Genomic DNA, 13,869 nt, shown 5'->3' with positions numbered 1-13,869 from the left:
GCTTGCCTGCGATAGGGCCCCCGCAGGCAACATCTGGTCAGAGCCAAATCGCATCCCAATGCGGATAATCCCCAGCCCTCGTAACAAGACCCGCCCGCTTGGGGTTCATGACGATATACCGCGCCACATCCTGCACATCCTCCTCACGCCGCACGGCCCGGTCATGAAACCCCTTCTGCCAGAGCTGGCCGCTTCGCCCTCGATGCCTGTTGATCATCATGGTGCTACGGGACTTCACCCTGCGCATCAGCCGCTTCAGGCTGGCCGGCCCGAGCTCGACCAACCAGTGGAAATGGTCAGGCATCACCACCCAGGCAAGCGATCGGGCGCTACCTTCCTCTTCAGCCTGGCGGAACTCGGCCACCAGCAAGCGGGCTGAGCGAAAGTCATTGAAGATTGGGGCTCTTGCCAGGGTGGTGCTGGTAAGCAAATACAACCGACGGGTTTCCGAAAACCGGCCAAGCCGTAGCTGCTTTGAATGGGGACGATCCATGTTCCCTGCCTCTTGAATAGTGGCTCAACAGGCTAGTGGGTAAGGACCTACCCGCGGTGAATCATTTGGTACCCGGTGTTTCCTGTGGCATCGGTGCCTCCTTCATCGCCGGCAAGCCTGCCCCCAGGTACCGTGCCATCCCGCTTGATCTTATTTGTACCAAGATTTTTCATGAAATCCGCCCAGCACCCTTGAGTGAAGCAAAGTGGAAGTGAACAATGTTCTCTTTCGCATTCCCTTCGAGACTGGCCATGAAAACCCGTTCCCGTCCGCTTGCCTGGCTGCCGGCTTTATTGCTCGGCACGGTGCTGGCGCTGTGCAGCGCTGCGGCATTGGCCGAAGCCCCCGCCGAGGCTACCAAGGCCCTGCACCTGCTTGACTACATTGGTGCCGACTACCCGCCAACCGTGAGTGACGGCAAGGTGGTCGACAGCGGCGAATACGACGAGCAGCGCGAGTTCGGCGCGGTACTGGCCGAACTGGTCAAAGGCCTGCCTGCAAATGCCGAGCACGCGGCACTGGAGCAGGGCGTGCAAGCGCTGCGCCAGGCCATCGACCAGCGTCTGGACGGCCCAGCGGTATCCAGGCAGGCCCGGCAACTGGGCGCACGCCTTGCGGTGGCTTATGAGGTGAGCCAAGCCCCGATAATCACCCCGGACCCGGCCCGTGGTGCTGCCCTGTACGCACAAAACTGTGCCATCTGCCACGGTGAAAGCGGCGCGGGCGATGGCCCGGCAGGCGTCGGCCTGGAGCCCGCGCCGGCCAACCTGCGCGACGTCGCGCGCCTTGACCAGTTGAGCCTGTTCGACCTCTACAACACCCTTGCCCTGGGCATCGACGGCACCGAGATGCCGTCCTTTGCCGATCAGCTGGACGACCGCCAGCGCTGGGACGTGGCGGCCTACATCGCCAGCTTCACCGCCAAGGCGGAAGCCGGCAAAGGCGACAAAACCTGGAACATCGCCGACCTGGCCCGCCAGACCCCGGCCGAAATCGCCGCCAACGAAGGCACCGCGGCCGTGGAAGCATTCCGCGCCCAGCGTGCCCAGCCGCCGCAGGTCAAGCGTGGCCCTGCGCAATTGCTTGAATACACCGCCAGTACGCTCGACAAAAGCCTGGCCGCTTACCGTACAGGCGACCGCGACCAGGCTTATGACCTGTCGGTTGCGGCCTATCTTGAGGGCTTCGAGCTGGTAGAAAGCTCGCTGGACAACATCGATACCCAGGCGCGCAAGGCCACTGAAAAGACGCTGATGGCTTACCGCCAATCCTTGCAGGATGGCCTGCCCGTGGGCCAAGTCGAGCAGCGCCTGGGCGAAGCCAAGGTCAAGCTTGAGCAAGCGGCAAAGCTGCTGGGTAGCGACGGCCTGAGCTGGTCGCTGAGTTATGTCTCTGGCCTGCTGATTCTGTTGCGTGAAGGCCTTGAGGCGATTCTGGTGCTGGCGGCGATCCTGGCGTTCCTGCGCAACACCGGCCAGCAGTCAGCGGTACGCAGCGTCAACATCGGCTGGGGCCTGGCGCTGGTCGCTGGCTTCGCTACCTGGGCGCTGGCGGCCTATGTGATCGATGTCGGTGGTGCCCAGCGTGAGTTGCTGGAGGGCTGCACGGCGCTGTTTGCGGCCGTGATGGTGCTGTGGCTTGGGGTATGGATGCACGACCGACGCCACGCCGCTGCGTGGACGGACTACATCAAGAACAGCCTGGTCAGTGGTGGCGGGCGCTTTGGCTTCGCGGTGCTGGCGTTCTTCTCGGTGTACCGCGAGTTGTTCGAAGTGATCCTGTTCTATGAAACCTTGTGGCTGCAGGCGGGCCCTGCCGGGCACCAGGCGGTGCTGGCAGGCGGCGCCACGGCATTGGTGCTGCTGGTGGGCCTGGCTTGGGTGATATTGCGCGGTTCGGCCAAGCTGCCCCTGACGCTGTTCTTCAGCATCAATGCGGCACTGCTGTGCACGTTGTCAGTGGTGTTCGCCGGGCACGGCGTGAAGGCGCTGCAAGAAGCCGGGGTGCTGGGCACGCGCCCGGTAGCGTTCTTCGAGTTTGACTGGTTGGGGATTCATCCCGACGTCTACTCGCTGTCGGCGCAGGCGGTGGCGTTGCTGGCGATCATCTTGCTGTACGGGCGCTCGCGCCTGGCAGAGAAGCGCAGGGCAACTGCTAACTAAAACCTTGCGCCGTCCCCCTGTAGGAGCGGCCTTGTGTCGCGATCGGGCCGCAAAGCGGCCCCAGGATTTCGGCAGCGCTGCACAAATTGTCGGGGCCGCTCTGCGGCCCGACCGCGACACAAGGCCGCTCCTACACACTTGACCGCGAAGGGCACTCAGGCAGGCTGCGGCGCCTTGAGAATATTCTGCAGCAACTGCACACTTTCAACCGCGTCATGACCCAGGCTGGTCAGGTAGCCGCCATCCGGTTGATCGGTCAGCCCCTTTTCATGCAGGCGCTGCGCAGCGGCGACCAGGGCGGGGGATGCGGTGCTGGTTATCTTGATGCCTTCCTGGCTGCTGTCGTGCTTGAACAGCGCGAGTACTTCCATTTCATCGATAAGATCGGGGGTAAAAGGCATGGTAACTCCTGACTTCCAGACGAGGATTACGGCACTTTCTACGGTGCCTGATCTTCGAGTGTAGCCGGGTTATTCGTACTCGCCTTGATCCATCTCAGGTGGCAGCTCGGGCAGCGCACGCAGGGCATTTTCGTACCACTCGCCGTTGAACGCGCGGTCTTCTGCCAGCATGTTGTCAATCTCGTAGGCCAGCACATGGGCCATCACGTTGAGAATGTCTTCACGTTCCCAACCAACCAGGGTCAGCTTGTTGAAAGTGGCCTTGGCCGCCGGCGGCTCGCCGCTTTCGATCTGGTTCTCGATGGCTTGGGTCAGCGTTGCCTCGGCGAAGGCTTCGTCGTCATTGTCGATGTCGGTGGGCTCGCTCATTGGCGGTACTCCTGTGGTGGGATGCACAGTGTGCCACGCCTGTAGCGGCAATGCCCGGGCATTGACGAGGTGCATGACGCTAGTCAGGAACAGGCTTACGGTCTATAAAAGCCGAGCCAAACCCCTTACGGCCCGGAGGCTGTTACTTCATGCTCAAGCTTCATGGATTCTCGGTCAGCAACTACTACAACATGGTCAAGCTGGCGCTGCTGGAAAAAGGCCTGCCTTTCGAAGAGGTCACCTTTTACGGCGGCCAGGCGCCAAAGGCGCTGGAAGTGAGCCCGCGGGGCAAGGTGCCGGTGCTGGAAACCGAACACGGTTTTCTCAGCGAAACCAGCGTGATCCTCGACTACATCGAGCAGACTCAGGGCGGCAAGGCGCTGCTGCCGGCCGACCCGTTCCAGCAGGCCAAGGTACGCGAGTTGCTCAAGGAAATTGAACTGTACATCGAGCTGCCAGCCCGTACCTGCTACGCCGAGTCCTTCTTTGGCATGGCGGTAGAGCCACTGGTCAAGGATAAGGCACGTACCGACCTGCTGGCCGGCTTCGCCACGCTCAAGCGTAACGGGCGCTTTGCGCCGTATGTAGCGGGTGAGCAACTGACGCTGGCAGACCTGATGTTCTGCTTCTCGGTCGATCTGGCTTATGCGGTGGGTAAGAAGGTGCTGAACATCGACCTGCTGGCGGACTTTCCGCAAGCCAAGGCGTTGCTCCAGCTGATGGGTGAGAACCCGCACATGGCGCGGATCGTGGCAGACAAGGAGGCAGCGATGCCGGCCTTCATGGAGATGATTCGCAGCGGTAAGCGCTGAGCCTGGTGTTGAGCCCTTCGCGGGCACGCCCGCTCCCACTGTGGGAGCGGGCGTGCCCGCGAACGAGGGCGAAGCCCTCGCCTTGGGGCTTAGCGAGACGCCAACAGGGCTTTGCCACGAACAACGGCAGCCCGCACCTGCGCCGGCGCCGTACCACCAATATGGTCACGCGCATTCACCGACCCTTCCAGGGTCAGTACCGCAAACACATCCTGCTCGATCTGGTCGCTGAACTGACGCAGTTCGTCCAGGCTCATCTCGGCCAGGTCCTTGCCGGTATCCACCCCATACTTCACCGCATGGCCAACGATTTCGTGGCAGTCGCGGAACGGCAGGCCACGGCGTACCAGGTAGTCGGCCAGGTCGGTAGCCGTAGAGAAGCCACGCAGCGCCGCTTCACGCATGATGGCGTGCTTGGGCTTGATCGCCGGGATCATGTCGGCAAAGGCACGCAGCGAGTCGCGCAGGGTATCGGCAGCGTCGAACAGCGGCTCCTTGTCTTCCTGGTTGTCCTTGTTGTAGGCCAGCGGCTGGCCTTTCATCAGGGTCAGCAGGCCGGTCAAGGCGCCGAACACGCGGCCGGTCTTGCCACGTACCAGCTCTGGCACGTCGGGGTTCTTTTTCTGCGGCATGATCGAGCTGCCGGTGCAGAAGCGGTCCGGCAGGTCGATGAACTGGAACTGCGCGCTGGTCCACAGCACCAGCTCTTCGGAGAAGCGCGAGAGGTGCATCATCGCCACGCTGGCTGCAGCGCAGAATTCGATGGCGAAGTCACGGTCCGAAACGCCGTCCAGCGAGTTGCCGCCCACGGCCTCGAAGCCCAACAGCTTGCAGGTCAGTTCGCGGTCGATCGGGTAGGTGGTACCGGCCAGTGCGGCGCTGCCCAGCGGCATGCGGTTGGTGCGCTTGCGGCAATCGACCAGGCGCTCGTAGTCGCGGCTGAGCATTTCGAACCAGGCCAGCAGGTGGTGGCCGAAGGTGACCGGCTGCGCGGTCTGCAGGTGGGTGAAGCCCGGCATGATGGTTTCGGCTTCGCGCTCGGCCTGCTCCAGCAGGCCCTGCTGCAGGCGGGTGATTTCGGCCAGGATAAGGTCGATTTCATCGCGCAGCCACAAGCGGATATCGGTTGCCACCTGGTCGTTGCGGCTACGGCCGGTGTGCAGCTTCTTGCCGGTGATGCCAATGCGGTCGGTCAGGCGTGCCTCGATGTTCATGTGCACGTCTTCAAGGTCGACGCGCCAGTCGAAGTTGCCGGCCTCGATCTCGGCCTGGATGGTTTTCAAACCATCGATGATGGTGTCGCGCTCGGCATCGCTGAGCACGCCGACTTGCGCCAGCATGGTGGCATGGGCGATCGAACCCATGATGTCGTGGCGGTACAGGCGCTTGTCGAAATCGACCGAGGCGGTGAAGCGGGCGACGAAGGCGTCGACGGGCTCACTGAAGCGGCCGCCCCAGGACTGATTGGTCTTGTCGGTGCTCATGGATTCACTCATTGCAGGCGTGAACGAAAAAGTGGCGCCGATAATAACAGGGTTGGGACGGCTGCCGCAGGGCGCCGGTCGACAGAAATGCCCGGAAAATGGCAGTGAATCATTTGAAGGAATGAACGGCAGTGTTCCACGGACCGTCTACAGTTGGACAGAAGACTGGCAGTGAATCTGCCGGCCGAGTGAATCTTTGGCCATCGCACCGGTCTAGAGCGTGACCGCAGTGTCGCTCGAACCACACCTGTCTACGCTATACCTGTGCGAGACTCATTCAGGAATCCAGCGCAATTATGAATGTCCTGATCGTTGATGACGAACCCCAAGGCCGTGACCGCCTTAGCCGGCTGCTCGGCGAACTGGAGGGTTACACCGTGTTGGAGCCCAGCGCTACCAACGGGGAAGAGGCCCTGACCCTGATCGACAGCCTCAAGCCCGACGTGGTGCTGCTGGACATCGCCATGCCAGGCCTGGACGGCTTGCAGGTCGCGGCCCGCCTGTGCGAGCGCGAGGCGCCGCCAGCGGTGGTGTTTTGCACCGGGGATGACCAATACAGTGCCGAGGCATTCAAGGACAGTACCCTCAGCCATGTCGCCAAGCCCGTTCACCCTCAAGCGCTGCGGGATGCACTGCGCAAGGCCGATAAACCCAACCGGGCGCAACTGGCGGCACTGACGCGGCCGGCCAATGAAGGCGGTGGCCCGCGCAGTCATATCAGCGCCCGCACCCGCAAAGGTATCGAGCTGATCCCATTGGACCAGGTGGTCTACTTCATTGCCGACCACAAGTACGTGACCTTGCGCCACGAAGGTGGGGAAGTACTGCTCGACGAGCCGCTCAAGGCGCTGGAAGACGAGTTTGGCGACCGCTTTGTACGTATTCACCGCAATGCCTTGGTTGCCCGGGAGCGCATCGAACGCCTTCAGCGCACGCCCCTGGGCCACTTCCAACTGTTCCTCAAAGGCCTGAACGGCGATGCCCTTACCGTAAGCCGGCGTCATGTGGCCGGTGTGCGCAAGATGATGCAGGCCCTCTGAACCGGTGCCCGCATGGCAAGGGCTGGGCCCTTGCTGGCCGGCAGGTCGGCACCACCGTCAGGGTGCAGGGCAGCCCTGAAGGGGCCCTTAGCTGATCCACATCTGCTAGCGATCCTTGCGATGCTGTTATGATCCACGGCATTTCTCTGGATCGGGGCGTTTCATGTCCACTCGCGAAATCCGCATTGCCACCCGTAAAAGCGCCTTGGCCCTGTGGCAGGCCGAATACGTCAAAGCCCGCCTCGAGCAGGCCCACCCTGAGCTGCGGGTGACCCTGGTGCCCATGGTCAGCCGCGGGGACAAGCTGCTCGACGCGCCGCTGGCAAAAATCGGTGGCAAGGGGTTGTTCGTCAAGGAGCTGGAAACCGCCCTGCTGGACAACGAAGCCGACATCGCCGTGCATTCGATGAAGGATGTGCCCATGGACTTCCCCGAGGGGTTGGGCCTGTACTGCATCTGCGAGCGGGAAGACCCGCGCGACGCCTTTGTCTCCAACCATTTTGCCAGCCTTGAAGCGCTGCCTGCCGGCAGCGTGGTCGGCACCTCCAGCCTGCGCCGCCAGGCCCAACTGCTGGCGCGTCGCCCGGACCTGCAGATCCGCTTCCTGCGCGGCAACGTCAACACCCGCCTGGCCAAGCTCGACGCCGGCGAATACGACGCCATCATCCTCGCGGCCGCCGGCCTTATCCGCCTCGGTTTCGAAGACCGCATCACCGCCACCATCAGTGTCGACGACAGCCTGCCTGCCGGTGGCCAGGGGGCGGTAGGCATCGAATGCCGTAGCGCCGACCACGCGATCCATGCCTTGCTGGCGCCTTTGCACCACCGTGACACGGCTGACCGGGTGGTGGCCGAACGCGCCATGAACAAACGCCTGAACGGCGGTTGTCAGGTGCCGATCGCTTGCTACGCGGTGCTGGAAGGCGACCAACTGTGGTTGCGCGGCCTGGTCGGCCAACCGAGTGGCGGCACCCTGCTGGTGGCCGATGCCCGGGCCCCCCGTGCAACTGCCGAAGCCCTTGGTGTAGAGGTCGCCGAACATCTGCTGGGGCAGGGTGCCGAGGCCATCCTCAAAGAGGTCTATGGCGAGGCCGGCCACCCGTGAGCCAATGGCGCCTGTTGCTGACCCGGCCTGCCGAGGACTGTGCGGCGCTGGCGCAAAGCCTGGCGGCAGCGGGGGTGGCCAGCCACTGCCTGCCGTTGCTGGAGATCGAACCCGTGCAAATCCACGCTGGGCAGCGCGCGTTGCTGCAGGGCCTTGGTGGCTTCCAGGCGATCATCGTGGTCAGCAAGCCAGCTGCACGGCTGTTGCTGGAACAGTTGGCCAACGCCAGCCTGCAGCCGCCCGTTCAAGGCTGGTTCACCGTAGGCGAGGCCACTGCCGCAGTGTTGCAGCAGGCGGGTCTGAGGGTGAGTTGCCCGCCGCGTGGCGACGACAGCGAAGCACTGCTGATGCTGCCGGCACTGCGCCAGGCGGTTGCCGTGCCAGCAGCGCGGGTATTGATCGTTCGCGGCGTTGGAGGTCGCGAACTGCTGGCAGAGCGTCTTGCAGAGCAAGGTGCTAGTGTCGATTATCTGGAACTGTATCGTCGCTGCCTGCCGGTTTATCCCGCAGGCACGCTGATGCGCCGCATCGAAGCGGAACGCCTCAATGGCCTGGTGGTCAGCAGTGGGCAGGGTTTGGAACATTTGCAGCAACTGGCTGGCGCCGATTGGCCACAGCTGGCCCGGTTGCCGTTGTTCGTGCCGAGCCCGCGGGTAGCCGGGCAGGCCAGGGCCGCTGGGGCCCAACAGGTTGTGGATTGCCGTGGCGCCAGTGCCGCGGCCTTGCTGGCAGCTGTGCAGTCTTGCACTGCACCTGCCTCTTAAGGCGCTAAGCTGAACGCGATGCGCCCCCATGCAAAGGATGGATACGTGAGCGAGACTGTCTTGTCCAATAACGATCAGCCGTCGGCGCAAACGCCGGCGGATCCCGTTACCACCCCGCCTGCCAAGCGCTCCGGCAATGGCCTTGCTGCGCTGGCCTTGCTGCTCGGCGCGGCCGGGGTGGCGGTAGGTGGCTGGGGTGCCTGGCAGGTGCGTCAACTGCAAGGCAGCGAGTTCGACCAGGGCCAGCACATCGAGGCGCTTAACCAGCGCGCCGAGGCCTTGCAACAGCGTGAGCAGCAGATCAGTGCGCAACTGGCCAGCCTGCCAGCCGCCAGCGAACTGGAAGACCGCCGGCGGCTGGTAGCGCAGTTGCAGGGCGACCAGCAGCGCCTCAGCCAGCGCCTGGAAACCGTGCTCGGCGAAAGCCGCAAGGAGTGGCGCCTGGCAGAAGCCGAGCACCTGCTGCGCCTGGCTACCCTGCGCCTGTCGGCCTTGCAGGACATCACCAGCGCCAAGGCCCTGGTCGAAGGTGCCGACGAGATCCTGCGCGAGCAGAGCGACCCAGGTGCCTTTGCCGCCCGCGAGCAACTGAACCGCAGCCTGGCCACGCTCAACAGCACCCAGCAACCAGACCGCACGGGCCTGTTCCTGAAGCTGGCTGCGCAGCGTGACTTGGTCCAGCAACTGAGCGCGCAGTCACCGGAGTTCGACAGCAATGCCGATGCCCTCGGCGCCTTGACCGCCGATGGCGACGGTGTCAGCCGCCTGTCGCAGTGGTGGGCGGAAATCTCCAAGTATTTCCAGGTTGACTTCAATGCCGACGAAAACGTGCGCCCATTGCTGGCCGGGCAGCAGCTCAACCAGTTGCGCCTGGCATTGAGCCTGACCATCGAGCAGGCCCAGTGGGCGGCGCTCAATGGCGACGCGAAGGTCTATACCCAGGCGCTGGATGATGCCCGCAGCGTGCTGCTGGCCAACTTCAATGCCGACAACCCGCAAAGCAAGGCCATGCTCGACAGCCTGAATGCCTTGGCCGAGCAGCCAGTGTCGGTGGTCACCCCTGACCTCAGCGAAAGCCTGGCAGCCGTGCAGGCCTACATTCAGCGCCGCCATCTGCCGGCCGAGGCCGAGGGGGGCAAGCCATGAAGCGAGTCTACCTGCTGGCCGTACTGGCCATCGTGGTCGCTGCTGCGCTGGGTGTCGCCGTCGCCAAGCACAGCGGTTACGTACTGGTTTCCTACGGTGGTTTCCGTTATCAATCGGGGCTGTGGGCGGCGTTGGGGGGGCTGCTGGCGGTCGTTCTGGTGTTGTGGTTGCTGCGCTACCTGGTGGGGCTGTTGCTGACCTCCAGCGGCGTGGTCAACCCTTGGTCGCGGCGCAACCGCCGCCGGCGTATTCGCCTGGCAATCGAACAGGGCCAGCTCGACCTGGCCGAGGGTCGCTGGGCCAGCGCCCAGCGCCATTTGCACCGTGCCGCGGAGGCCGAGCGCCATCCCTTGCTGTACTACCTCGGTGCAGCGCGTGCCGCCAACGAGCAAGGTCGCAGCCAAGACAGCGACAACTTGCTGGAGCGTGCCCTGGAGCGCCAGCCACAGGCAGAACTGGCCATTGCCCTGACCCATGCCCAACTGCAGATGGACCGGGGTGAAAGCGATGGCGCGCTGGAGACCTTGCTGGCCATGCAGGAGCGCCACCCGCACAACAGCCAGGTCCTGCGGCTGTTGCAGCGCCTGTACCTGGAGCGCGGTGATTGGTCCGCCTTGATTCGCCTGTTGCCCGACCTGCGCAAAGGCAAGGTTCTACCGGCCGCCGAGCTTGCTGCCCTCGAGCAGCGCGCCTGGGGCCAGAACCTGAGCCTGGCCACAACCCGTGGCGAGGACGCGCAAAGTGCACGGCAGGCCCTGGAGCGCGCCTGGCAGCAACTGACTGCCGCCCAGCGCCAGGAGCCGCAACTCGTGCTGGCCTACGCTGAACAGCTACGCCAGGTAGGTGCCGAGAGTGATGCCGAACAGGCGCTGCGCACGGCCCTCAAGCGGAATTACGAAAGCCATCTGGCTCGCCTGTATGGCCTGGTGCGTGGCGATGACCCGGTGCGCCAGTTGCAAACCGCCGAAGGCTGGCTCAAAGACCACCCGCAAGATGCCAGCCTGTTGCTCACCCTTGGCCGCCTCAGCCTGCAGAACCGTCTGTGGGGCAAGGCGCGCGATTACCTGGAAAGCAGCCTGCGCATGGAGCGCAACCCCGAGGCTTGCGCCGAACTGGCGCGCCTGCTCGCCGGCCTGGGTGAGACGGAGCGCAGCAACCAACTGTTCCAGGAGGGCCTTGGCCTGCTCGACGAACGCCTGCTGGCGTTGCCGCTGCCAGAAGGCGTGCGCGCCTGACCTACCCCATAGCCCGCGGCAAGGCGCGGGCTATGGGGGCTGGTGATTTATCTTCCGTTGCATGCTGAATCTGCATTCCCAGTCCTCAGTCGCCTCCTATCGAATAGACGGAAATTTCTTACGCGTTTCAGCGACTTGTCGTTGCTGTAGCGCCTTGAAACAAAGCCCGTCTTTCCTCTACCGTTCCAGGCCACACTCTCATCCCGGGACCTTCACCACCCATGCTGCTGGCCCGTTTGCGCACCTTGTTTCTTCCTGCTTGCCTGGCCGCACTGGCAGTGCTGGCTGCGTCCTTCCAGTTGGATAACATGCTTGGGCTGGTGCCATGCCCGTTGCGCTTGAGCCAGCGGTTGCTGCTAGCCCTGTATGCCCTGCTGAGCCTGGCCAGCGTGCTGCAGGCACCGCGTGCACGTGGCCTGCGGCGTTACGCATGGGCTACGTTGGCCTGTTCGCTGGGCGGGGCGGCGCTGGCCGCGCGGCAGGTCTGGCTGCAGGGTGCTGAAAGGGTTGTAGATGCATGCCCGCTGCCGATCGGGCGTGTATTCGAGCAGGGTTGGGTGGAGGCGGCCCGGCAACTGCTATTCGGCGGCCCGGAGTGCAGCGCGCTGAGCTGGAGTTTTCTCGACCTGACCCTTCCCGAGTGGAGCCTGTTGGCTTTCCTGCTGCTGGCGGCGCTGCCCGCGAGCTGCCTGCTGGCGTATCGTTTCCGCACCCTGGCAGGCGCTTGACCTGGCGCAAGGTTGGGTCATCAGAATGACCAATGGCCATGTAACACGCTATTAAACACTTGTATGAAGTTTGTCCACTGCGTACCTTGAAGGGCAACACGTGCGGGAATAATCTCGCAGCACGGATACTCAAAACACAACTGCTCGATGCCGTCCTGCTGATATCACCTTTGTGCGCGCTTTCGCAGCGCGAGGTGCAGCGGCATCTACCCAGAAGGGAAGAGATCGCCATGCTCGATAGTTGTCAGAACGCTCAGGAACGCTGGGGTGGGGTTCACGAACTTATTGATCGTTGGCTTAAGGCGCGCGAGGAATTGGTGCAGTCTTTCCGCGCGTTGCGCGCCCAAGAGCTGGCCTTCGCCGACAAGGATACGAACGGGGATTTCTGTGGCCTGCTTGTGGACTACTGTTCGGCGTGGCACTTCGAGGTCTGCGAGCAGCTGGTCAGGGAAGCCAAGGCTTTCGGTGACGAGAAGGCACTGAAGCTGGCCGAAGAGATCAACCCACGCATCAATGACATCACGCAGATCGCGTTGGCTTTCAACGACCATTGTGCGAAAGCTGAGTGCAAGGACACAGAGCGCTTTGGCGAAAAACTGGGCAAGCTCGGTGGCCTGCTGCATGAGCGCTTCGAACTGGAAGACTGCCTGATCGAGGTGCTGCACAACGCGCACAAGGAAGAGGGCGCGGTACAGGCCTGATGGTTGGTGTCAGTCGCCAACCCCCAGCAGTTCGATTTCGAACACCAAGGGGGTATAGGGTGCGATCAAGTCGCCTGCGCCCTCGGCTCCATAGGCTTGTGCAGACGGAATGACAAGGCGCCACTTGGCGCCAACGTGCATCTGCGGCAACGCTACCTGCCACCCCTCGATCACCGAACCCAGGCTGAACCACTGTGGCGTCTGGTTCTCGTCGAATACCGAGCCGTCCGGCAACCTGCCTACGTAGCGCACCTGCACTTTGCCACCGGCTTTCGGCTGCGCGCCACTTCCTGCCTGCAGTTCGTTGTAAAGCACCCCCTCTGGCAGCTCATGCACGCCAAAACGCCCCCGCTCATTGGCCATGAAGCGTTTTTCCGCCGCTTGCTGCTTTTGCGCCTCGTCATCGCTTTCCTGTGCATCATGCTGCTGCAGCACGGCCTGCATGCGTGCCTTTTCGAGCTTCAGCGGCTGCCCTTGGTAGGCCTGGCGCAAGCCATCGACCAAGGCATCCAGTTGCAGGCCAGGCATGTCCTGGCGCAGCCGCTCGCCCAGGCTGGCCCCAAGGCTGTAGGCGAGATCGTGCTCATCACCGTCGGCCAGGGCGAGGGGCGCCAGCAGGCATAAACCTAAAACAAGAAATCGAGGCATGGTCAGTTCCTGCGCCAATGAGCGTGGAAGTATGCCAGTGTTGAATATGTGTATTGGCTTTTTCGCGGCTTTGCGTGAGCGCGGCTTTGAGTCGCAACAGGGCAGCGGCGCGGCAAGGCTTTGTCCAGCATCTACACTTACCCGCAGCTGCAAGCTTACAACGTTGCCCAGGCATGCAACGCGGCGTAACTATTACGGTCAACATGCCCTAGCGGCGGTAGCAGCAGAAGCATAGTATGAGCCGCACTCTCGTCAGCCAGGAGGTAAACCATGTCGGCCAAAAAGAAGCCAGTAAGTACGCCGTTACACCTGCTCCAGCAACTTTCGGGTAGCTTGCTCGAACATTTGGAAGAAGCCTGCTCGCAAGCGCTGGCTGATGCGGAAAAACTGCTGGCAAAGTTGGAAAAGCAGCGTGGCAAAGCGCAGGAAAAACTGCACAACGCTCGCTTGAAACTGCAAGGTGCAGCCAAGGCCGGTAAAGCCAAGGCACAGACCAAAGCGCAAAAAGCCAGCGCTGAACTTGAAGAACTGCTGGACTCCCTCAAGGAGCGTCAAACGCAGACGCGCGCCTACATTCAGCAACTCAAGCGCGATGCCCAAGACAGCATCAAGTTGGCCCAAGGTGTAGGCAAAGTGCGTGAAGCCGCGACCAAGGCCCTTGACCAGCGTGCAGCCAAAACGGCCAAGCCAGCTGTTGCCAAGCCGGCGACCAAGCCAGCCGGTCGAGCCACTACCGCAGCCAAGCCAGCAGCTAAAGCCACCGCCGCCGCAAAACCTGCGT

At 63.0% G+C, this 13,869-nt stretch carries 15 protein-coding genes; 10 read left to right on the top strand and 5 right to left on the bottom strand.

The genetic code is table 11. The annotated features are described in order from the left end of the window. Nucleotides 1–37 precede the first annotated feature (37 nt). On the bottom strand, nucleotides 38–493 hold the full coding sequence (locus tag GYA94_RS18230) for an REP-associated tyrosine transposase (protein WP_161892825.1): 456 nt from the start codon (nucleotides 491–493) through the stop codon (nucleotides 38–40). A 218-nt stretch (nucleotides 494–711) separates the two neighbouring features. Here GYA94_RS18230 and GYA94_RS18225 point away from each other — a divergent pair, with 218 nt between their 5' ends. Beyond that, nucleotides 712–2,655 (top strand): cytochrome c/FTR1 family iron permease, encoded by a 1,944-nt coding sequence (locus GYA94_RS18225; RefSeq protein ID WP_110678963.1) that lies wholly within the window; start codon nucleotides 712–714, stop codon nucleotides 2,653–2,655. A 155-nt stretch (nucleotides 2,656–2,810) separates the two neighbouring features. On the opposite strand, the gene GYA94_RS18220 is transcribed toward GYA94_RS18225, so the two are convergent. Both GYA94_RS18220 and GYA94_RS18215 read right to left on the bottom strand, forming a co-directional pair. Beyond that, a complete protein-coding gene (locus tag GYA94_RS18220; RefSeq protein ID WP_009682190.1) occupies nucleotides 2,811–3,056 on the bottom strand; it encodes a TIGR02647 family protein in 246 nt (81 codons plus the stop codon). A gap of 69 nt (nucleotides 3,057–3,125) precedes the next feature. After that, on the bottom strand, nucleotides 3,126–3,425 hold the full coding sequence (locus GYA94_RS18215; protein WP_110678959.1) for a hypothetical protein: 300 nt from the start codon (nucleotides 3,423–3,425) through the stop codon (nucleotides 3,126–3,128). A 149-nt stretch (nucleotides 3,426–3,574) separates the two neighbouring features. Here GYA94_RS18215 and GYA94_RS18210 point away from each other — a divergent pair, with 149 nt between their 5' ends. Then, nucleotides 3,575–4,237 carry a glutathione S-transferase gene (locus tag GYA94_RS18210; RefSeq protein WP_009682192.1) on the top strand — a complete coding sequence of 221 codons (663 nt, stop codon included), beginning with the start codon at nucleotides 3,575–3,577 and terminating at the stop codon, nucleotides 4,235–4,237. Nucleotides 4,238–4,326: 89 nt separating this feature from the next. Here GYA94_RS18210 and argH read toward each other — a convergent pair whose 3' ends face one another. Next, nucleotides 4,327–5,721, bottom strand: coding sequence for an argininosuccinate lyase (gene argH / locus GYA94_RS18205; protein WP_029887272.1), 1,395 nt, complete (start codon nucleotides 5,719–5,721; stop codon nucleotides 4,327–4,329). Nucleotides 5,722–6,017: 296 nt separating this feature from the next. On the opposite strand from argH, the gene GYA94_RS18200 reads away from it, so the two are divergent. The 7 genes from GYA94_RS18200 to rsd all read left to right on the top strand — a co-directional run bounded on the left by GYA94_RS18200 (nucleotide 6,018) and on the right by rsd (nucleotide 12,440). Next, entirely contained in the window at nucleotides 6,018–6,761 is a 744-nt protein-coding gene (locus GYA94_RS18200) for a LytR/AlgR family response regulator transcription factor (protein ID WP_054912030.1), read from the top strand. Nucleotides 6,762–6,924: 163 nt separating this feature from the next. Next, nucleotides 6,925–7,866, top strand: a complete 942-nt coding sequence (gene hemC, locus GYA94_RS18195) for a hydroxymethylbilane synthase (RefSeq protein WP_110678957.1) — start codon at nucleotides 6,925–6,927, stop codon at nucleotides 7,864–7,866. After that, a complete protein-coding gene (locus GYA94_RS28285; protein ID WP_255326953.1) occupies nucleotides 7,863–8,630 on the top strand; it encodes a uroporphyrinogen-III synthase in 768 nt (255 codons plus the stop codon). The genes hemC and GYA94_RS28285 overlap by 4 nt, the downstream gene beginning before the upstream one ends. A gap of 45 nt (nucleotides 8,631–8,675) precedes the next feature. Next, nucleotides 8,676–9,776: a uroporphyrinogen-III C-methyltransferase gene (locus GYA94_RS28280; RefSeq protein WP_047150044.1), complete on the top strand. Its 1,101-nt coding sequence runs from the start codon at nucleotides 8,676–8,678 to the stop codon at nucleotides 9,774–9,776. Continuing rightward, a complete protein-coding gene (locus tag GYA94_RS18185; RefSeq protein ID WP_029887267.1) occupies nucleotides 9,773–11,011 on the top strand; it encodes a heme biosynthesis HemY N-terminal domain-containing protein in 1,239 nt (412 codons plus the stop codon). Before GYA94_RS28280 ends, GYA94_RS18185 begins: the two co-directional genes overlap by 4 nt. Before the next feature lie 221 nt (nucleotides 11,012–11,232). Continuing rightward, nucleotides 11,233–11,739 carry a disulfide bond formation protein B gene (locus tag GYA94_RS18180; protein WP_009682202.1) on the top strand — a complete coding sequence of 169 codons (507 nt, stop codon included), beginning with the start codon at nucleotides 11,233–11,235 and terminating at the stop codon, nucleotides 11,737–11,739. Between the two features lie 230 nt (nucleotides 11,740–11,969). Further along, nucleotides 11,970–12,440, top strand: coding sequence for a sigma D regulator (gene rsd / locus GYA94_RS18175; protein WP_161892826.1), 471 nt, complete (start codon nucleotides 11,970–11,972; stop codon nucleotides 12,438–12,440). Nucleotides 12,441–12,449: 9 nt separating this feature from the next. Here rsd and GYA94_RS18170 read toward each other — a convergent pair whose 3' ends face one another. Beyond that, nucleotides 12,450–13,088: an FKBP-type peptidyl-prolyl cis-trans isomerase gene (locus GYA94_RS18170; protein ID WP_161892824.1), complete on the bottom strand. Its 639-nt coding sequence runs from the start codon at nucleotides 13,086–13,088 to the stop codon at nucleotides 12,450–12,452. A 270-nt stretch (nucleotides 13,089–13,358) separates the two neighbouring features. Between GYA94_RS18170 and GYA94_RS18165 the strand changes: the two genes are divergently transcribed. Then, nucleotides 13,359–13,869, top strand: a 511-nt coding sequence (locus GYA94_RS18165) for an AlgP family protein (RefSeq protein ID WP_218031605.1), incomplete at its 3' end; no start/stop codon positions are given.

Origin of the sequence: Pseudomonas juntendi, assembly GCF_009932375.1 — a bacterium.
GTDB classification, from domain to species: Bacteria; Pseudomonadota; Gammaproteobacteria; order Pseudomonadales; family Pseudomonadaceae; genus Aquipseudomonas; species Aquipseudomonas juntendi.
This window is presented reverse-complemented; position numbering and strand designations above follow the sequence as displayed.